This window comes from Chitinimonas koreensis (assembly GCF_014353015.1).
GTDB classification, from domain to species: domain Bacteria; phylum Pseudomonadota; class Gammaproteobacteria; order Burkholderiales; family Chitinimonadaceae; genus Chitinimonas; species Chitinimonas koreensis.
Genome location: NZ_CP060704.1, coordinates 3622988 through 3641465 on the forward strand (window position 1 = coordinate 3622988; position 18478 = coordinate 3641465).

At 68.1% G+C, this 18478-nt stretch carries 15 protein-coding genes; 11 read left to right on the plus strand and 4 right to left on the minus strand.

Features of this window, described 5'->3' with window-relative positions:
• The first annotated feature begins 22 nt into the window (after positions 1-22).
• Entirely contained in the window at positions 23-316 is a 294-nt protein-coding gene (locus H9L41_RS15020) for a helix-turn-helix domain-containing protein (RefSeq protein ID WP_028444513.1), read from the plus strand.
• A 36-nt stretch (positions 317-352) separates the two neighbouring features.
• On the opposite strand, the gene corA is transcribed toward H9L41_RS15020, so the two are convergent.
• Positions 353-1324: a magnesium/cobalt transporter CorA gene (gene corA / locus H9L41_RS15025; protein WP_028444514.1), complete on the minus strand. Its 972-nt coding sequence runs from the start codon at positions 1322-1324 to the stop codon at positions 353-355.
• A gap of 128 nt (positions 1325-1452) precedes the next feature.
• Between corA and H9L41_RS15030 the strand changes: the two genes are divergently transcribed.
• Complete coding sequence (locus tag H9L41_RS15030) at positions 1453-3126, plus strand: bifunctional metallophosphatase/5'-nucleotidase (protein WP_245589155.1); 1674 nt, start codon at positions 1453-1455, stop codon at positions 3124-3126.
• Positions 3127-3434: 308 nt separating this feature from the next.
• Here H9L41_RS15030 and H9L41_RS15035 read toward each other — a convergent pair whose 3' ends face one another.
• Entirely contained in the window at positions 3435-5081 is a 1647-nt protein-coding gene (locus tag H9L41_RS15035; RefSeq protein ID WP_265583803.1) for a SulP family inorganic anion transporter, read from the minus strand.
• Positions 5082-5507: 426 nt separating this feature from the next.
• Here H9L41_RS15035 and H9L41_RS15040 point away from each other — a divergent pair, with 426 nt between their 5' ends.
• From H9L41_RS15040 to argS, 6 genes are all read left to right on the plus strand, one after another.
• The gene (locus H9L41_RS15040; RefSeq protein WP_028444517.1) at positions 5508-6374 is read left to right on the plus strand and encodes an MBL fold metallo-hydrolase; all 867 of its coding nucleotides are present in this window, start codon (positions 5508-5510) and stop codon (positions 6372-6374) included.
• 400 nt (positions 6375-6774) lie between these two features.
• Positions 6775-7296, plus strand: a complete 522-nt coding sequence (locus H9L41_RS15045) for a porin (protein ID WP_187523441.1) — start codon at positions 6775-6777, stop codon at positions 7294-7296.
• Between the two features lie 29 nt (positions 7297-7325).
• Entirely contained in the window at positions 7326-7724 is a 399-nt protein-coding gene (locus H9L41_RS15050) for a porin (RefSeq protein ID WP_373282123.1), read from the plus strand.
• Positions 7725-7920: 196 nt separating this feature from the next.
• On the plus strand, positions 7921-9111 hold the full coding sequence (gene mltA, locus H9L41_RS15055; RefSeq protein ID WP_028444519.1) for a murein transglycosylase A: 1191 nt from the start codon (positions 7921-7923) through the stop codon (positions 9109-9111).
• 290 nt (positions 9112-9401) lie between these two features.
• Positions 9402-10715 (plus strand): 3-phosphoshikimate 1-carboxyvinyltransferase, encoded by a 1314-nt coding sequence (aroA, locus tag H9L41_RS15060; protein WP_028444520.1) that lies wholly within the window; start codon positions 9402-9404, stop codon positions 10713-10715.
• Positions 10716-10880: 165 nt separating this feature from the next.
• Positions 10881-12596 (plus strand): arginine--tRNA ligase, encoded by a 1716-nt coding sequence (gene argS / locus H9L41_RS15065; protein WP_028444521.1) that lies wholly within the window; start codon positions 10881-10883, stop codon positions 12594-12596.
• Positions 12597-13069: 473 nt separating this feature from the next.
• On the opposite strand, the gene H9L41_RS15070 is transcribed toward argS, so the two are convergent.
• Both H9L41_RS15070 and H9L41_RS15075 read right to left on the minus strand, forming a co-directional pair.
• The gene (locus H9L41_RS15070; protein WP_028444522.1) at positions 13070-14251 is read right to left on the minus strand and encodes an acetyl-CoA C-acetyltransferase; all 1182 of its coding nucleotides are present in this window, start codon (positions 14249-14251) and stop codon (positions 13070-13072) included.
• Between the two features lie 97 nt (positions 14252-14348).
• Positions 14349-16085, minus strand: coding sequence for a PHA/PHB synthase family protein (locus H9L41_RS15075; protein WP_051318635.1), 1737 nt, complete (start codon positions 16083-16085; stop codon positions 14349-14351).
• 355 nt (positions 16086-16440) lie between these two features.
• On the opposite strand from H9L41_RS15075, the gene H9L41_RS15080 reads away from it, so the two are divergent.
• The 3 genes from H9L41_RS15080 to bfr all read left to right on the plus strand — a co-directional run bounded on the left by H9L41_RS15080 (position 16441) and on the right by bfr (position 18467).
• Positions 16441-17493: a D-alanyl-D-alanine carboxypeptidase family protein gene (locus H9L41_RS15080; protein ID WP_034605865.1), complete on the plus strand. Its 1053-nt coding sequence runs from the start codon at positions 16441-16443 to the stop codon at positions 17491-17493.
• A 161-nt stretch (positions 17494-17654) separates the two neighbouring features.
• Positions 17655-17867 carry a bacterioferritin-associated ferredoxin gene (locus H9L41_RS15085; protein ID WP_034605866.1) on the plus strand — a complete coding sequence of 71 codons (213 nt, stop codon included), beginning with the start codon at positions 17655-17657 and terminating at the stop codon, positions 17865-17867.
• A gap of 123 nt (positions 17868-17990) precedes the next feature.
• Positions 17991-18467: a bacterioferritin gene (gene bfr / locus H9L41_RS15090; protein WP_028444525.1), complete on the plus strand. Its 477-nt coding sequence runs from the start codon at positions 17991-17993 to the stop codon at positions 18465-18467.
• Positions 18468-18478: the final 11 nt, after the last annotated feature.

The following is an 18478-nucleotide window of genomic DNA, read 5'->3' on the forward strand; positions in this document are numbered from 1 at the left end:
GGCCGCGCTCGCCTGAACGACCATGGACAAACGCTTCAACACCCTGTCGATCCCGGAACAGCTGGCGCTGCGCAAGCAGGCCGTCGAGGATGTCCTCGCGCATCCGGAGTGGTCGCTTGCTCAGTCGGTGCGTCATCTCAAGAAGACGATGCGCCTGACGACCGCCGAAATGGCCAAGCTCTCCGGGGTGTCCTACCGGACCATGCAGGACATCGAGCAGGAGCGCAGCGAAGGCACCGTTCAGACCATGAACCGCGTCTTCGGCATGCTGGGCCTCAAGCTGGGCGTGACGCGCGCGGACTCGTCCGAGGAATGAAGTCCCGGCGCATCATTCGGGGCAATGCGTTGCCTCTCACAACCACCCCGCCCGTTTGAACCGCCACCAAAGCACCAAATCCAGCCCCAGCATCGTCGCCAGCGCCAGCGGATACCCCGCCACCGCTTTCAACTCCGGCATGTGCTCGAAATTCATCCCGTACACGCCCGCGATCATGGTCGGCACCGCGAATAAGGCCGCATAAGCCGCCAGCTTCTTGCTCACCGCCGATTCATCGAGCGAAATCAGCGCCAGGTTCACCTGGATCGCCGTCGCCAGCATGTCGCGCACCGATTCGACCGACTTCACGATGCGTTCGAGGTGGTCGTACACGTCGCGGTAGTACTCGCGCATATTGGCGCAGATGGCCGGCACCCGGCCGCCGTGCAGGTGGGCGATCGCTTCCAGCAGCGGCACCGCGGCGTGGCTCACCGTCACCAGCTTGCGCTTGAGGTCGTACAGGTCCTCGATGTTGGCGCGCGCCGAGCCGGCGTGGGCGAACAGCCGTTCCTCGATCGTTTCGAGCTCGCCCTCGAGCCGGTGCACAACGTCGAAATAGCGGTCCACCACCGCGTCCATCAGCGCGTAGAAGACGAAGCCGGAACCGTGCCGCAACAGCTGCGGCTCGCGCTCGCAACGCTCGCGCACGTTGAGGAAACCGCTGTTGGAATGGCTCCGCATCGACAGCACGAAGTTGGCGCCGACGAAGATGTCGACCTCGCCGACGTTGATCTCGCCCTGCGCGTCCATCTCCAGCATGTGCAGCACGCAGAACAGCGTCTGGCCGTATTCCTCGATCTTGGGCCGCTGGTGGCCGTGGCGCGCGTCCTCGACCGCCAGTTCGTGCAGGCCGAACGCCTCCTGCATGCGGTCGATCTCGGCCGGCTCGGGGTCGCGCAGCGCCACCCAGACGAAGCTGCCCGGCTGGTGCAGGTTCTCGCTGATGGCCTCGATCGGCAGATCGGCCAGCTTGCAGCCGTCGTGGTAGGCCGCGCAATTGATCAACATGGCGATGTCTCCGCTCGCTGCCGCCGCGGCATCGTGGCCGCTGCGGTCCTGGGTCTTATCCAAGCCCGGCACGGGCCGGAATGCAAGTTCCATGCACCGTCATGACAACGTCTTGGCATTGACCGAAAATGCCGCCCATCATTCCCGCCGCGCCCAACGCCATGCGCCATCTGCCCGCTCTCGCCGCCGTCCTGCTGCTCGCCGCCTGCGCCACCGCGCCGAAGCCCAGCGGCCCGGTCGAACTCAGGATCCTCGCCTTCAACGATTTCCACGGCCATCTCGAGACCCCGGCCGGCGGCGTGCCGGTGCCCGATCCGGCGCGGCCGGGCCAGCTGGTGACGGTGCCGGCCGGCGGCTCGCCCTATCTCGCGACCTGGCTCGATACGCTGCGCGCCGGCGCGCGCCACAGCATCACCGTCTCGGCCGGCGACCTGATCGGCGCCAGCCCCTTGCTGTCGGCGCTGTTCCACGACGAGCCGACCATCCGCGCGATGAATCAAATGGGGCTGGACCTGAACGCGGTCGGCAACCACGAGTTCGACGAGGGCCGCGCCGAGCTGTTGCGCATGCAGGCCGGCGGCTGCCATCCGGTCGACGGCTGCCGCTTCGATACGCGTTTCGAGGGCGCGCGCTTTCGCTTCCTGGCCGCCAACGTGGTCGACGCGGCCAGCGGCGAGACGCTGTTCCCGGCCTACGCGGTGCGCGAGTACGAGGGGATCAAGGTGGCCTTCATCGGCATGACGCTGAAGGGCACGCCGAGCATCGTCACGCCGGCCGGGGTGGCCGGCCTGCGCTTCGACGACGAGGTCGACACGGTGAACCGGCTGGTGCCGCGGCTGCGCGCCGAGGGCATCGAGGCCATCGTGGTGCTGCTGCACGAGGGCGGCAAGCAGCGCGGCCGCTACGACCAGTGCGAGGGTATCTCGGGGCCGATCGTCGATATCGTCAAACGGCTCGACCGCGCGGTCGACCTGGTGATCAGCGGCCATACCCACCAGGCCTACACCTGCCTGATCGACGGCCGGCCGGTCAGCAGCGCGCGCCAGTATGGCCAGGTGGTGAGCGAGATCGACCTGCGGCTCGACCGCGCCAGCCGCGACGTCGCCGCGGTGCGGCTGAACAATGTGGTGGTGCGCACCGACGTGGCGCCGAAGGCGGACCAGCTGGCGCTGATCGCGCAGGCCAAGGCGCAGGTCGCGCCGCTGGCCGAGCGGGTGGTCGGCCGCATCGCGGCGCCGATCACGCGCCAGCTCTCGCCCGGCGGCGACGCCGCGCTCGGCAGCCTGGTGGCCGACGCCCAGCTGCAGGCCACCCGCGGCGCCGGCGCGCAGATCGCCTTCGCCAACGGCGGCGGCCTGCGCGCCGACCTGGCCAGCCAGGATGGCGTATTGCGCTATGTGCAGTTGTTCACCGTGCAGCCGTTCGGCAACCGGCTGATCACGCTGACGCTGAGCGGCGCCCAGATCGTGGCGCTGCTGGAGTCGCAATGGCAGGGCGAGCGCTTCAATCCGCTGCAGGTCTCGGCCGGCTTCCGCTATGCCTGGCACGCCGGCCGGCCGCCGGGCCGCCGCATCGATCCGGCCGAGGTGACGCTCGACGGCGTGCCGCTGCGGCTCGACGGCCGCTACCGGGTGACGGTGAACGATTTCCTGGCCAGCGGCGGCGACGGCTTCACCGTGCTGCGCGAGGGCCGCGAGCCGGTGGCCGGCTTGCTCGACATCGAGGCGCTGGAGGCTCATGTGCAAGCGCAGGACACGCTGCGGCCGCCGGCGCTGGGGCGGATCGAGCGGCGCGAGGATTGAGGGAAAGTGGCTTCGTACCGCGCGGTCGTCCATAGAAGCCTGTAGGAACGGCTTCAGCCGCGAATGGTCGCGTCATCCGCCACCGCGACAAGCACCGCCATTCGCGGCTAAAGCCGCTCCTACGGAAACCACCACGGCTTTCGCCTCATGGCAATGCGGCACCAGGTCGGCGTAGGCCGAGCACGGATCGATGTAGGTCGGACTTCAGTCCGCCAGCGCCACCCATCAAGATCGCAGTCGGACCGAAGTCCGACCTACGACGACCTGTCACCGCCAGCGTCGATCCAAGCGACGGCGCAGAACCGCCGTCAGATCACATACTCCGGCCCCTGCTCCGCCTTCAGCGCCGTCATCGCCGCATGGGTCGACAGGTGCACCGCGCCCGACAGCTCGTCGAGGAAGCCGCTGCGCTTGAGCTGGTCCATCACCGGCCCCTTCACCACCGCCAGGTGCAGTTGCACGCCCTGCTCGGCCAGGCCGCGGTTGAGCTCGCGCAGGCCGGCCAGCGCCGAGACGTCGATCGAATTGACCGCCGACAGCACCAGAAGCAGCGAGCGCGCCTGGGGCCGGCGGCCGAGCAGGTGGACGATGGCGGCGCGGACGAAACGGATGTTGGCGAAATACAGGCTCTCGTCGACGCGCAGCACCAGAATCTGCGGGTCGGTCTCGGCTTCGTAGCGCAGGATGTTGCGGTAGTGCTCGGTGCCCGGCACCCGGCCCAGCTCGGCCAGGTGCGGCTGGCTGGTGCGCCAGACGAACAGCGCCAGCGACAGCCCCACGCCGAGCAGGATCGCATCGACCACGCCCAGCAGCAGCACGCCGGCGAAGGTGGCCAGGTAGACCGCCGCGTCGCGCCGGTCGTAGCGCCAGGCCAGCTTGAGCACCGACAGGTCGACCATCTGCGCCACCGCGGTGACGATGGTGGCGGCCAGCACCGCCAGCGGCAGGCTGGCGAACAGATCGGTGAAGGCGATCAGCAGCAGCGCCATCCACAGCGCCGACAGCACGCCGGCCAGTTGGCTGCGCGCGCCGGCCAGCTCGTTGGCGGCCGAGCGGCCGAAGCTGGCCGACACCGGGAAGCCGCCAGTCAGCCCGGCCGCGGCATTGGCGGCGCCGAGCGCCAGCAGCTCGCGGTCGGGATCGACCGATTCGCGCCGCTTGAGCGCCAGCGTCTGGGCGATCGAAAAGCTGTCGACGAAGCCGACCAGCGCGATCGCCGCCACCGTCGGCAGCGCGGCGCGAATGGTGGCCAGGTCGACCGCCGGCCAGGCCAGCGGCGGCAGGCCGGCCGGCAGCTTGCCGATCACCGCGACCGGCAGCGCGAGCCAGGCCACCGCGCCGCCGCCGGCGGCCACCACCACGATCGGGAAGGCCTTGGCCAGCAGATCGGCCTGCGCAGGCGCAAGGCCCGTGCGCACCAGCAGCGGCTTCGCCCAGCGCCGGCCGGCCAGCAGCAGGGCCAGGGCAGCGGCGGACAGCAGCACGGCCGGCGCCTGCGCCGACGGCAGCGCCGCCGCCAGCGAAGCCAGCAGCGCCGGCGCGGTGGCGCCATGGGCGGCCACGCCGAACAGGTGCGGCAGCTGGCTCAGCACGATCAGCACGGCCGAGCCGGAGACGAAGCCGCCGACCACCGACTGCGACAGGAAATTGGCGACGAAGCCGAAGCGCAGCGCCGCCAGCGCCAGCCGCAGCACGCCCGACAGCAGCGCCACCATGGCCGCCAGCGCCGCCCAGCCCGGCGTGCCGGGCAGCGCGAGGCCGGCCAATGCGGTGGCGGTCATCAGCGAAGGCAAGGCGGCCGGCCCGACCGAAAGCGTGGCGCTTGAACCGAGCCAGGCATAGACCAGCACCGGCACGATGCTGGCGTAGAGCCCGGCCTGCGGCGGCAGGCCGGCCAGCAGCGCATAGGCCAGGCCCTGCGGGATCAGCAGCACCAGCAGGGTGGCGCTGGCCACCAGGTCGTGCGGCAGGTCGGCGCGGCGGTAGTGTTTGAGCCAGGGGGAAGCATGGAAAGCGGCAGGCGCGAGGCGGCGGAGACGCGAATGATAGGCGCTGGGCGCAATATATGGACGGTAGCCGGCGCGGCGCAGGGGCCGGCTCGGCTATGCTGGCGGCCGGTTTTCGACTCGCCCCTTTGACTACCCGTCATGTGAATTGCAGCCACTCAATTCTTCCTGGCGCGGGAGAGGTGGTCCGCAGGACCGGATGGGCAGATATGGCAAAAGCAACATACATAGGCTGCTCTTCGTAGAACCAACCCTCACCCTCCCCGTTTCTGCCATGCAGAAACGGGTGCCTCTCCCGTGCACGGGAGAGGGGCTTAACGAGCGCTATTTCCCAGAAGATAAGTCCCCCAAATTCCGGTCCATAGAAACCTCGCCATGCCCCGCCAGCCCCAGGTCGAAGCATTCTTCGACCCCGCCACCTCCACCGTCAGCTACGTGGTCTACGACCGGCCGGGCGGCCATGCCGCCATCGTCGACCCGGTGCTCGACTACGAGCCGCGTGCCGCCCGCATCGGCCACGCGAGCGCCGAGCGGCTGATCGGCTTCGTCCGGCAGCACGGGCTCACGCTCGACTGGATCCTCGAAACCCACGCCCACGCCGATCACCTGTCGGCCGCCGCCCATATCCAGCGGCAACTCGGCGGCCGGATCGCGATCGGCGAGCGGATCCGCGAGGTGCAGGCCACCTTCGGACCGCTGTTCGGCCTCGGCGCCGACTTCGCCAGCGACGGCCGCCCGTTCGACCACCTGTTCGCCGACGGCGAGGCCTTCCGCATCGGTGCGCTCGAAGCGCAGGCGCTGTCCGTACCCGGCCATACGCCGGCCGATCTCGCCTACCGCATCGGCGACGCGGTCTTCGTCGGCGACACGCTGTTCATGCCCGACCTCGGCACCGCGCGCTGCGACTTCCCCGGCGGCGACGCCGCCACGCTGTACCGCTCGATCGGCCGGCTGCTGGCGCTGCCGCCCGAGACCCGGCTCTACCTGTGCCACGACTACCCGCCGGCCGGCCGCGCCGCCTGCTGGCAGACCACGGTGGCCGAACAGCGCCGCACCAACGTCCACGTCCGCGACGGCATCGACGAGGCCCGGTTCGTCGCACTGCGCCAGGCGCGCGACCGCGGGCTGGAGCTGCCGGCGCTGATGCTGCCGGCGGTCCAGGTCAATATCCGCGCCGGCCGATTGCCGCCGCTCGAGGCCGATGGCCGCCGCTACCTGCGCATTCCGCTCGGCGCCTTCTGAACGCCCTGCGGCATATCGCCGGCGACCGCCTGTGGAAAACCCTTATATCGCACTGCAACATGAATCGGCGCGATGCCCGCCGCGGCTTTTCCGCCAGACGGTCCGATCCGTCCTTCAGCCGCATGGCTGAATACCGCGAACGTAAATCACCCCGCCCCGGCCGTTCGGCCAGCCACTTGGCGAATTGCAATTCACGTTGCATAAATGTTGCAACTGCACAGAAAACGGCCGCCATTCGGCGCCAATAGGGGATTTCCAGGTTGCGGATTTATGACAGCAGCAGCCAGACTGCCTACTGCCTGAGTCCCGGACAGGCTTCCCTTCATAAAATCCAAGTGGAGACTCACATGCGCAATACCCTGATCGCTGCCGCCGTGCTGGGCGCCCTCGCCGCCCCGTCATGGCCGACGGCAACGTCACCCTCTACGGTCAAGTCAACGTCGTCGGCGCCTACGTCGACGACGGCACCACCAAGACCATCAAGGTCGACAACGCCTACACCTCGTCCCGCCTGGGCTTCCGCGGCGAGGAAGACCTCGGCGACGGCCTGAAGGCCTACTTCCAGATCGAACAGGGCATCCGCCCGGACGACGGCACCAGCGGCAACTTCGCCTCGCGCGAAGGCTGGGTCGGCCTGCAAGGCTCGTTCGGCAAGCTCGGCCTGGGCCGCGGCAAGACGCCGTACACCAACATGGCCGACTGGTTCGACGGCTACTCGGACAGCGGCAAGGGCCTGCCGATCTACGACAACAAGCTGGTCGGCGCCACCGCCGTGCTGGACAGCCGCTTCAACAACACCGTCCGCTACGACAGCCCCTCGATGAGCGGCTTCGGCGCCAGCGTCGCCTACAGCGCCGGCGAGAACAAGGACGATTCGGTCACCCGGCCAAGAAGTCCTCGGACGGCCTGTCGGCCCTGCTGAAGTACGGCAGCGGCCCGCTGAACCTGGGCCTGGCCTACGCCCAGCAGAAGAACAAGGCCGGCGTGAACGACGTCGACAACAGCGCCTGGATGATCGGCGGCACCTACGCCATCGACGCCCTGAGCTTCGGCCTGGCCTTCCAGGCCGCCGAGCAGGACGCGGCGGTCGACTCCAAGCGCAACAGCTGGCTCGGCGCGGTGGCCTACAAGTTCGGCGCCACCACCCTGCGCGGCGGCGTGATCGTGCACGACAAGATCGAGCGCGGCGGCAGCGACGTGGCCGATTCCGAATTCGTGCGCTACTCGGTGGGCATCAAGCAGGCGCTGAGCAAGCGCACCGCTGTGCTGGCCGAATTCACCGGCGACGACAACAAGGGTGCCACCAAGGATCTGAACGCCTTCAGCGTCGGCGTGCTGCACACCTTCTGATCGACGCGAACAGCGGTCGCATCAGTCAAACGGGCATGCTCAGGCATGCCCGTTTTTCGTATGGGGCCGATATGCAGTCTCCATGCACTGGATCGCCCCCCCCTCCGTCCTTTCGTTCGGAATGCCGCAACGCCCGGTTTTCCGTTCTGCGCCGGCCTCGGTTAAGCTCGGGGCTCGTTTCCGAGCCCGGTTCCCCATGCGCCGCACCCTCCCTGCCCTCCTGCTGCTGGCCCTCCTGGCCGGCTGCGCCAGCCAGGTCGCTCCGACCACGCCCTCCACCCCCAAGCCCGCCGACTGCAACTGCGGCGAGACGCCGGCCAAGCCGGCGCCGGTCACCGCGCGCTACCAGCCGGCCGACTGGTCCGCCCTGCCCGGCTGGCCCGGCGAGCAGTCGCTGGCGGGCTGGCCGGCCTGGCTCGCCTCGTGCAAGCGGCTGGCCAGCCGTCCGGCCTGGAAGGAAGCCTGCAGCGAAGCGCAGGCGCTCAACCCGCGCGACGACAGCGCGGTGCGCGGCTATTTCGAGCGGCGCTTCCAGCCCTGGCGCATCGAGGCCAGCGACGGCGCGCAGAGCGGCCTGATCACCGGCTACTACGAACCCCTGCTGCGCGGCAGCCGCGAGACCGGCCCCGGCCGCGTGCCGATCTACGCCGTGCCGGACGACCTCCTGACCATCGACCTCGGCGAGCTCTACCCCGAGCTGAAGAACCAGCGCGTGCGCGGCCGGCTCGACGGCCGCAAGGTGGTGCCCTACTGGAGCCGCGCCGACATCGACGCCGGCCGCGCGCCGACCGCCGGCCTGGCGCTGGCCTGGGCCGACGACGCGATCGAGGCCTTCTTCCTGCAGATCCAGGGCTCGGGCCGCATCCAGCTCGAGGACGGCAGCCTGCTGCGCGTCGGCTACGCCGACCAGAACGGCCACCCGTACAAGTCGATCGGCAAATGGCTGATCGACCAGGGCGAGCTGAAATCGGGCGAAGCCTCGATGCAGGGCATCCAGGCCTGGGCCCGCGCCCATCCCGAGCGGCTCAAGGAGCTGCTCGACGCCAATCCGAGCTTCGTGTTCTTCCGCGTGCTGCCGAGCGCGACCGGCGGCCCGATCGGCGCCCTCAACGTGCCGCTGACCGACGGCGCCAGCGTGGCGGTCGATCCGCGCTTCGTACCGCTGGGCAGCCCGCTCTACCTCGCCACCACCCGGCCCAACGACAGCCGCCCGCTGAACCGGCTGGTGCACGCCCAGGACACCGGCGGCGCCATCCGCGGCCCGATCCGCGCCGACTACTTCTGGGGCTTCGGCGCCGAGGCCGGCCAGCTGGCCGGCCGCATGAAGCAGCAGGGCCAGATCTGGCTGCTGTGGCCCAAGGGGCAGCCGCTGCCGGCGGGGCAGTAGCGGTAGCCGGATGGCTGGCGGCGATGCCATGAAGTTGACCGAGCCGCCGCCTCACCCGTGGGTCGGGCTTTACGCCCGGCGGCGCCATTGATAATGATCGCTGTCGGGCATAAAGCCCGAGCTACGGAGCAGCCTGCGCCATTCCCTTGTTGGAAAACCCAGCGCCCCCCGTCCGCGCCGCTGCCGGCAAATCGCGCCGCCATTGCCGTACACGTCAGCTTTCCCGCCCGCCGGGCCTGCGGCTACACTCGCAGGTCCCGTTGCACTGCAACAATCGCCCGCCGACGCCCATGGAACACCTCGATCTCGCCCCCTGCGCTGCCACCCAAGGTACGGTCCGCCTGCCCGGTTCCAAGAGCATCTCCAACCGCACCCTGCTGCTGGCCGCGTTGAGCGAGGGCGTCACCGAGGTGCGCGGCCTGCTCGACTCGGACGACACCCGCCGCATGCTCGAAGCGCTCGACGCGCTCGGCGTGCGGGTCGAACGGCTCGAAGACCCGCTCGACTACCGCGTGCACGGCGTCGGCGGCGCCTTCCCGGTCAAGTCGGCCGAGCTGTTCCTCGGCAACGCCGGCACCGCCTTCCGCCCGCTGACCGCCGCGCTGGCGCTGATGGACGGCCACTACACGCTGAGCGGCGTGCCGCGCATGCACGAGCGGCCGATCGGCGACCTGGTCGACGCGCTGCGCGAGCTCGGCGCCCAGATCGACTACCTCGGCAATCCCGGCTATCCGCCGCTGGCGATCAAGCCCTGGCAGAACCGCCACGACGAGACGCCCGGCCTGCGCACCCGCGTGCGCGGCGACGTCTCCAGCCAGTTCCTCACCGCCCTGCTGATGGCGCTGCCGCTGTCGGGCGAGGACGTGCGCATCGAGGTGGTCGGCGAGCTGATCTCCAAGCCCTATATCGAGATCACGCTGAACCTGCTGCGCCGCTTCGGCCTGCAGGTCGAACGCCACGGCTGGAGCGAATTCCGCCTGCCGGCGCGCCAGCGCTACCACGCGCCGGCCGTGGTCCACGTCGAGGGCGACGCCAGCTCGGCCTCCTACTTCCTCGCCGCCGGCGCGCTCGGCGGCGGCCCGGTGCGGGTCGAGGGCGTCGGCCGCGATTCGATCCAGGGCGACGTGAAGTTCGCCGAGACGCTGGCCCAGATGGGCGCGCTGATCGCCATGGGCGACGACTGGATCGAGGCCACCGGCCCGGTGGCGGCGCGCGGCGGCAAGCTGCGCGCGATCGACGCCGACCTCAACCACATCCCCGACGCCGCCATGACCATCGCCGTGCTGGCGCTGTTCGCCGACGGCCCGAGCACCATCCGCAACGTGGCGAGCTGGCGCGTCAAGGAAACCGACCGGCTGGCCGCGATGGCGACCGAGCTGCGCAAGGTCGGCGCCGAGGTCGAGGAAGGCGCCGACTACCTGCGCATTGTCCCGCCGGCCGCGCTGACGCCGAATGCCGTGATCGACACCTACGACGACCATCGCATGGCGATGTGCTTCTCGCTGGTGGCGGTCGGCGGCACGCCGGTGCGCATCAACGATCCGAAGTGCGTGGGCAAGACCTTCCCCGAGTATTTCGAGGTGCTCGGCACCATCGCCCGCTGATCCGCACGGCCGCCGGCCTCGCCCCGGCGGGCCGCGCTCCAGGCCGCGGCGCCTCGACCGGCCGTGCCGATTTGCCGGCCCAGCGGCCGGCCCCGTAAAATCAGGCCCATCGCCCTTCCGGCCAGCCCCTCCGCATCGAGGGGCTCGTCTTTTCAGGAATTCCCCATGTCGCTCTTGCCCCTGCTCACCCAACGCTTCGCCGCCGCGCTCGCCGCCGTCGGCGCCCCCGACGCCCAGCCGCTGGTCCAGGTCGCCGGCCGGCCCGAGTTCGGCGACTACCAGATGAACGGCGTGATGGGCGCCGCCAAGGCGCTCAAGCGCAATCCGCGCGAGCTGGCGCAGCAGGTGATCGGCGCGGTCGACCTGGCCGGCGTGGCGGCCTCGCTCGAGATCGCCGGCCCCGGCTTCATCAACATCCGGCTCGACGACGGCTTCCTGGCGCGCCGGGTCGAGACCGCGCTGGCCGACGGCCATCTCGGCGTCGAACGGCTGCCGAAGCAGCAAGTGATGGTCGAGTATTCCTCGGTCAACCTGGCCAAGGAGATGCACGTCGGCCACCTGCGCTCGACCATCATCGGCGACGCGCTGGCCCGCGTGCAGGCCTTCGTCGGCATGGACGTGACGCGGCAGAACCACGTCGGCGACTGGGGCACCCAGTTCGGCATGCTGGTGGCCTACCTGGTCGAGACCCAGCGCGAAGGCCACGCCGACCTCGAGCTGACCGACCTCGAAGGCTTCTACCGCAAGGCCAAGGGCCGCTTCGACGAGGACGCCGCCTTCGCCGACCGCGCGCGCGACTACGTGGTCAAGCTGCAAGGCGGCGACGCCGAGGTGAACGCGCTGTGGCGCCAGTTCGTCGAGACCTCGCTGTCGCACTGCGACGCGGTCTACCGCAAGCTCGGCGTGCTGCTGGACCACGGCGACGTGCGCGGCGAGAGCTTCTACAACGCCGACCTGCCGGTGATCGTCGACGAGCTGCGCGCGCAAGGCCTCCTGACCGAGGACCAGGGCGCCCAGGTGGTCTTCCTCGACGAGTTCAAGAACAAGGAAGGCGAGCCGGCCGCCTACATCATCCAGAAGAAGGACGGCGGCTACCTGTATGCCACCACCGACCTCGGCGCGATCCGCTTCCGCGTGCGCACGCTGGGGCTGGACCGCTGCCTCTACGTGGTCGACGCGCGCCAGGCGCTGCACTTCCAGCAGCTGTTCACGCTGGCGCGCAAGGCCGGCTTCGCGCCGGCCGGCGTGGCGCTCGAGCACATCGCCTTCGGCACCATGATGGGCGAGGACGGCAAGCCGTTCAAAACCCGCTCGGGCGATACCGTGAAGCTGATCGAACTGCTGGAGGAGGCCGAGGAACGCGCCTTCGCGCTGGTCAGCGAGAAGAACCCGACGCTCGACGAGGCGACCCGGCGCGAGATCGCTAACGCGGTCGGCATCGGCGCGGTGAAGTACGCCGACCTGTCGAAGAACCGCACCAGCGACTACATCTTCAACTGGGACACCATGCTGGCCTTCGAGGGCAATACGGCGCCCTATCTGCAGTACGCCTACACGCGGGTGAAGAGCATCTTCCGCAAGGTCGGCGAGTGGGACCGCAGCGCGCCGGTGACGATCGCCGAGCCGGCCGAGCATGCGCTGGCGCTGGAACTGGCCCGCCTGGCCGACGTGGTGCACCAGCTCGCGCGCGACAGCCAGCCGCACTTCCTGTGCGCCTACCTGTACGGCGTCGCCACTGCCTTCTCGCGCTTCTACGAGGCCTGCCCGGTGATCCAGGACGGCCAGGCCGACGCCTCGCGCCTGCAGCTGTGCGACCTGACCGCGCGCACCATGGCGACCGGGCTCGACCTGCTCGGCATCAAGGTGCTGGAGGCGATGTAGGCGCGGCCCGACGCCGTATCGGTGCACAGAACACGCAGGAGCGGCTTCGGCCGCGATTGGCCGAGCTCGGCGATTCGCGGCTGAAGCCGCTCCTACGGGCGCGCTGCGGTCTACCGTAGGTCGGGCTTGATGCCCGACAGCGCGCCGGATTCAGGTCGCTGTCGGGCATCAAGCCCGACCTACGAAACCCGGGCCCGCTGCGATGTGGTGCCCCTCGTCTTCCGGCGAGGGCCTTTTTTCCGACCGACTTGCTACTGCATTCAAGGTGCTTGACCCAGCCAGGCCGCCGCCCCGCGACCTCCCTGTAGGAGCGGCTTCAGCCGCGAATGATCGAAGCTCCACGATTCGCGGCCGAAGCCGCGCCTACAGAACCTTCCGCTCACGATACGGCTGAACCGGCCAACAAAAAGCCCTCGTCGGAAGACGAGGGCTTTTGCCTACTAGTTACTGCCGCGATCGAATCGCTGCGCCGATCAAACCCGCTCGACGCACAGCGCCACGCCCATGCCGCCGCCGATGCACAGCGTGGCCAGGCCGCGCTTGGCATCGCGGCGGGCCAGTTCGTGCAGCAGGGTGACCAGCACGCGGCAGCCCGAGGCGCCGATCGGGTGACCCAGCGCGATCGCGCCGCCGTTGACGTTGACCTTGTTCCAGTCCCACTTCAGCTCGCGCGCCACGCCCAGCGCCTGGGCGGCGAATGCTTCGTTGGCTTCGATCAGGTCGACCTGGTCCAGCGTCCAGCCGGCACGCGCCAGCGCGCGCTGGGTGGCCGGCACCGGGCCCATGCCCATGATGCTCGGCTCGACGCCGGCCGAGGCGTAGCCGGCGATGCGGGCCAGCGGCTTGAGGCCGAGCTCGGCGGCCTTGGCCGCGCTCATCAGCAGCACCGCGGCGGCGCCGTCGTTGATGCCCGAGGCGTTGCCGGCGGTCACGCTGCCTTCCTTGTTGAAGGCCGGGCGCAGCTTGGCCAGGCCGTCCATGGTGGCGCCGAGCTTGATGAACTCGTCGTTGGCGAAGGCGATCGGATCGCCCTTCTTCTGCGGGATGTGCACCGGCACGATCTCGTCGGCGAAGCGGCCGGCCTTCTGGGCGGCCTCGGCCTTGTTCTGCGAGGCCAGCGCCAGCTCGTCCTGCTCCTGCCGGCTGATGCCGTACTTGGCGGCGATGTTCTCGGCGGTGATGCCCATGTGGTACTGGTTGTACACGTCGGTCAGGCCGTCGTAGACCATGCTGTCGACCAGGGTGCCGTTGCCCATGCGGATGCCGTCGCGGCTGTTCTGCAGCAGGTGCGGCGCCAGCGACATGTTCTCCTGGCCGCCGGCGATCACGATCTCGTTGTCGCCGGCCAGGATCGACTGCACCGCCAGGTGGGTGGCCTTGAGGCCCGAGCCGCACACCTGGTTGATCGTCAGCGCCGGCACGTGGACCGGGATGCCGGCCTTGATCAGCGCCTGGCGGGCCGGGTTCTGGCCCAGGCCGGCGGTCAGCACGTTGCCGAGGATGACTTCGCTGACCTGGTCGGCGGCGACGCCGGACTTCTCGAGCAGCGCCTTGATCACGGTGGCGCCGAGATCGGGCGCCCCCACCTTGGCCAGGCTGCCGCCGAAGGAACCGATGGCGGTACGTTGCGCGGCGACGATGACGACTTCGGACATGACTTTATCTCCTGCTTGGGGCGTCCTTGATAAGGACGGTTGGTATCGGGGCCGGCCGGCCCTCGTTGAATCCTGAAATTATGCGCGCGGCGGCTTCCTAGCGGGCTTTGACGTAGCTGCCCGGCGCCGGTTCGATCGCCTTGTGCTTGCGGTTGCCGGCCGCCTTGGGCGCCGCGATGCGCTTGCCCGAGCGCGGCGCGAGCCACTGGTCCCAGTCTTGCCACCAGCTGCCGGGACGGCTCTCGGCGCCGGCCAGCCACTCGTCGGCCGATTCAGGTTGCGCCTCGCCGACCCAGTAGTTGCGCTTGTTGGCGGTCACCGGATTGATCGAGCCAGCGATATGGCCCGAGGCGCCGAGCACGAAGCGCACCTGCGCGTTCTTCAGCAGCTGGGTGCCGCGGTAGGCCGAGGTCCACGGCACGATATGGTCCTCGCGCGCGGCAAAGATATAGATCGGCCAGTCGTACTCCGCCACGTCGACCGGCACGCCGCAGACCTTCATCGCGCCCGGCTTGGCCAGGTTGTTCTCCAGGTACATCTGGCGCAGGAAGAAGGTGTGCATCGGCAGCGGCAGGTTGGCCGAGTCGTTGTTCCAGTACAGGAGATCGAACGGCGGCGGGGTCTTGCCCTTGAGGTAGTTGTTGACCACGTAGTTCCAGATCAGGTCGTTGGCGCGCAGCATCGAGAACGCGCGCGCCAGCTCCTTGCCGCTGATCACGCCGCCCTCGGCCAGCTTGGCCTCGCGTGCGCGCACCAGTTCGGCGTCGACGAACTGCTTGATCTCGCCTGGTTCGGTATGGTCGATCAGCGAAGTCATGAAGGTCACGCTCTCGAACCAGTCGAGTTCGCGCGCCTTCATCACCGCCAGCGCGGTCGACAGGATCACGCCGCCGATGCAGAAGCCGAGCACGTTGACCTTGTCCTGCTTGCCGATCTCGCGCACCACCTCGGCCGCCTTGATCACGCCGTGCTCGACGTAGTCGTCCCAGCCGAGCTTGCCCAGTTCGGGCGTGATGCTGCGCCAGGAGATCATGAACACCGTGTAGCCCTGGGCCACGAAGTGGCGAACCATCGAGTTCTCGGGCTGCAGGTCCATCAGGTAGTACTTGTTCACCGCCGGCGGCACGATCAAGAGCGGCCGCTCGTAGACCTGCTCGGTGGTCGGGGTGTACTGGATCAGTTGGAACAGCTCGCTCTGGAACACCACCGTGCCGGGCGTCACCGCCAGGTTCTCGCCGACCGCGAATTTCGATTCGTCGGTCATCGAGATATGGCCCTTCTCCATGTCGGCCGCCAGCTTCTTCATGCCCTCGGCCAGGCTCTCGCCCTTGCTGTCGATCGCCAGCTTGATCACCTCGGGGTTCAGCATGGCGAAGTTGGCCGGCGACATCGCGTCGATGAACTGCTGGGTATAGAAGCCGACCTTCTCGCGCGTCGGCTCGTCCATCGGCACGCCGTCGACCAGCTCGGTCAGCCACTTGGAGGTCAGCAGGTAGTGCTGCTTCACGTAATCGAAGAACGGGTATTCGGCCCACTCGGGCGCGACGAAGCGGCGATCGGGCTTGGCCGCGGCCTGCTGGCCGCCGCCCAGGAGGCCCATCCACAGGTCCATCTGCTGCTTGTAATAGGCGCCTTGCACGCCCATCAGCTGGTGCGCGTTGCCCACCAGGCCCTGCATCAGCTGCTCGAACGCGCCGTAGGCGCCGGCCGGCGCCGCGGCAGAACTTCCGCCCACCAGGTTTTCGAACAACTTACGGTTGGCCTCGGTAAGCGACTTCAGGAAATCCTCGGAACGCGTCGCGTCGAATGGGCGCGCGCTGGAATGCTGGCTCAATGCTGTCTCCGTCTCGTTCTTGGTCGGTCGGTTGCTTTGCTGCATCGCAGCAAAATCAAGCGCGTCAGCATTTTAGGCACGGGTATGCGCCCCACACAAGCGCCGCTCGATGCAACGCAACATGGCTTGGAAAGGCCGGTTGGGCCAAGGGTTTTGGGTAATATTTGCGAAACATCGGCGTATACGGCTGAGCTTGCTTGTACTCACGGATTGCACCCAAATCATCGGGCCGTGGTGCGGCATGCTCAGGCAGTACTTGATCAAGCCGGACTTAATCACTGATTTGCTTGGATTTTCACCTAACGCTTATGTATTATCGCAATATTCCCTTAGCACCTCCCACCGGAGACGCCTCATGAGGTTCCGCCTCTCCGCGCTGCTCGGCCTGTTCACCTCGATCGCGCTGGTGGCCCTGCCGATGCAGGCCGAAGCCGCCAAATCCGGCAAGAAGGCCACGGCCAGCCAGTCCACCAAGGCGCAGAAGCGCGCCCGCACGGTCCGCGTCGCCAAGGTCGTCAAGATCAAGCGCAGCAAGCTCGTCCAGCAGAAGATCAAGCGCAGCCAGCAGCTGGCCTACGCCAAGCGCGGCGTCTCGCGCGGCGCGCACGTCACGCGCGTGTCCGCCCTGTCCTCGACGCTCGACCAGCCGGCGCTCTACTCGAGCGCCGCGGTGGTGGTGAACGCCCTGTCCGGCGAGCGCATCTACGAGAAGAACGCCCGTTCGATCGCGCCGATCGCCTCGATCACCAAGCTGATGACGGCCATCGTGGTGCTCGACATGCACCTGCCGCTCGACGAGCCGATCACGGTGACCGAGGAAGACGTCGACACGCTGAAGAATTCGAGCTCGCGTCTCCTGGTCGGCACCACGCTGAGCCGCGGCGAGATGATGCACCTGGCGCTGATGTCGTCCGAGAACCGTGCGGCCCACGCGCTGGGCCGCACCGCGCCGGGCGGGCTGGCCAACTTCGTCGCGCGCATGAACCGCACCGCCCAGGCGCTCGGCATGCAGCGTTCGAACTTCGCCGACCCGACCGGGCTCAACAGCGCCAACGTGTCGACCGCCGACGATCTGATCCGGCTGGTGCAATCGGCCCACCATTACCCGGAAATCCGTTCGTTCTCGACCAGCGAGTCGTACACCTTCGTTTCCAGCGTCAACGGCCGCGAGTACCAGTTCCGCAATACCAATCCGCTGGTGAAGAACCAGGATTGGGAGATCGGCGTCTCCAAGACCGGCTACATCAACGAAGCCGGCAAATGCCTGGTGATGCAGGCCACCATCAACGACACGCCGGTCGTCATCGTGCTGCTCGACTCGGCCGGCCGGATGACCCGCATCGGCGACGCCAACCGCATCAAGCGCTGGCTCGAATCGAGCCCGGGCGCGATGTTGCGCGCCGGCTGAAGTCCGCGACAGCCCCATGCAACGCCCACCCTTCGCGGTGGGCGTTCTGCTTTCCGGGCCGGCTTCCGGATTCTTTTTACGTGCCAGTGCAAACAAATACTTGCGTATCAAAATGAGAATCCATATCATTCTTTACGGATTCTCATTGCCCTTTGCCCGCCATGTACGTTTGCATCTGCAACGCCGTCACCGACAAGCAAATCCGCCATGCCGTACATGACGGCTGCGACAGCATGCGCGAGCTGCGCATGGAGCTCGGCGTCGCCGGCTGCTGCGGCAAGTGCGCGCCCGATGCGCGTGCGCTGCTGCTGCAAAGCAAGGCCGAACGGGGCAGCCTGAAGACTGGAGCCTGCATTACGCTGATGCCCGCCTGAACCGCGCCCTGCCGCGATTTCGCTTGCCGTCCCCGACCACTCTGGCTACGCTAGGTTGGTTAAGGGCGGCTTTAGTCGCTTCTAGTCTTTGGCATCGAATACCGGCAAGCAAGGAGGCGAATCATGAAGGGCGACAAGAAGGTCATCAGCTATCTCAACGCCGCGCTCAAGAACGAGCTCAGCGCGATCAACCAGTACTTCCTGCATGCGCGCATGTTCAAGAACTGGGGCTTCAAGGAACTCAACGAGCACGAGTACCACGAGTCGATCGACGAGATGAAGCATGCCGACCGGCTGATCGAGCGCATCCTGTTCCTCGAAGGCCTGCCCAACCTGCAGGAGCTCGGCAAGATCTACATCGGCGAGAACGTGAAGGAAGCGTTCGAGTGCGACCTGAAGCTCGAGATGGAAGCCGTGCCGCTGCTCAAGGAAGCGATCGCCTACGCCGAGAAGGTGCACGATTACATCAGCCGCGAACTGCTCGAGGACATCCTCGAAAGCGAAGAGGAACACATCGACTGGCTCGAGACCAATCTCGGCCTGATCGAGCAGATCGGCTACCAGAACTACCTGCAGGCGCAGCTGTGCGGCAATACCTGAACCCGTAACAG

Coding starts and splice junctions, on each gene's coding strand:
- H9L41_RS15020 (WP_028444513.1), top strand. CDS start 23: ATGGACAAACGCTTCAACACCCTGTCGATCCCGGAACAGCTGGCGCTG.
- corA (WP_028444514.1), bottom strand. CDS start 1,324: ATGTTGATCAATTGCGCGGCCTACCACGACGGCTGCAAGCTGGCCGAT.
- H9L41_RS15030 (WP_245589155.1), top strand. CDS start 1,453: ATGCCGCCCATCATTCCCGCCGCGCCCAACGCCATGCGCCATCTGCCC.
- H9L41_RS15040 (WP_028444517.1), top strand. CDS start 5,508: ATGCCCCGCCAGCCCCAGGTCGAAGCATTCTTCGACCCCGCCACCTCC.
- H9L41_RS15045 (WP_187523441.1), top strand. CDS start 6,775: ATGGCCGACGGCAACGTCACCCTCTACGGTCAAGTCAACGTCGTCGGC.
- mltA (WP_028444519.1), top strand. CDS start 7,921: ATGCGCCGCACCCTCCCTGCCCTCCTGCTGCTGGCCCTCCTGGCCGGC.
- aroA (WP_028444520.1), top strand. CDS start 9,402: ATGGAACACCTCGATCTCGCCCCCTGCGCTGCCACCCAAGGTACGGTC.
- argS (WP_028444521.1), top strand. CDS start 10,881: ATGTCGCTCTTGCCCCTGCTCACCCAACGCTTCGCCGCCGCGCTCGCC.
- H9L41_RS15070 (WP_028444522.1), bottom strand. CDS start 14,251: ATGTCCGAAGTCGTCATCGTCGCCGCGCAACGTACCGCCATCGGTTCC.
- H9L41_RS15080 (WP_034605865.1), top strand. CDS start 16,441: ATGAGGTTCCGCCTCTCCGCGCTGCTCGGCCTGTTCACCTCGATCGCG.
- H9L41_RS15085 (WP_034605866.1), top strand. CDS start 17,655: ATGTACGTTTGCATCTGCAACGCCGTCACCGACAAGCAAATCCGCCAT.
- bfr (WP_028444525.1), top strand. CDS start 17,991: ATGAAGGGCGACAAGAAGGTCATCAGCTATCTCAACGCCGCGCTCAAG.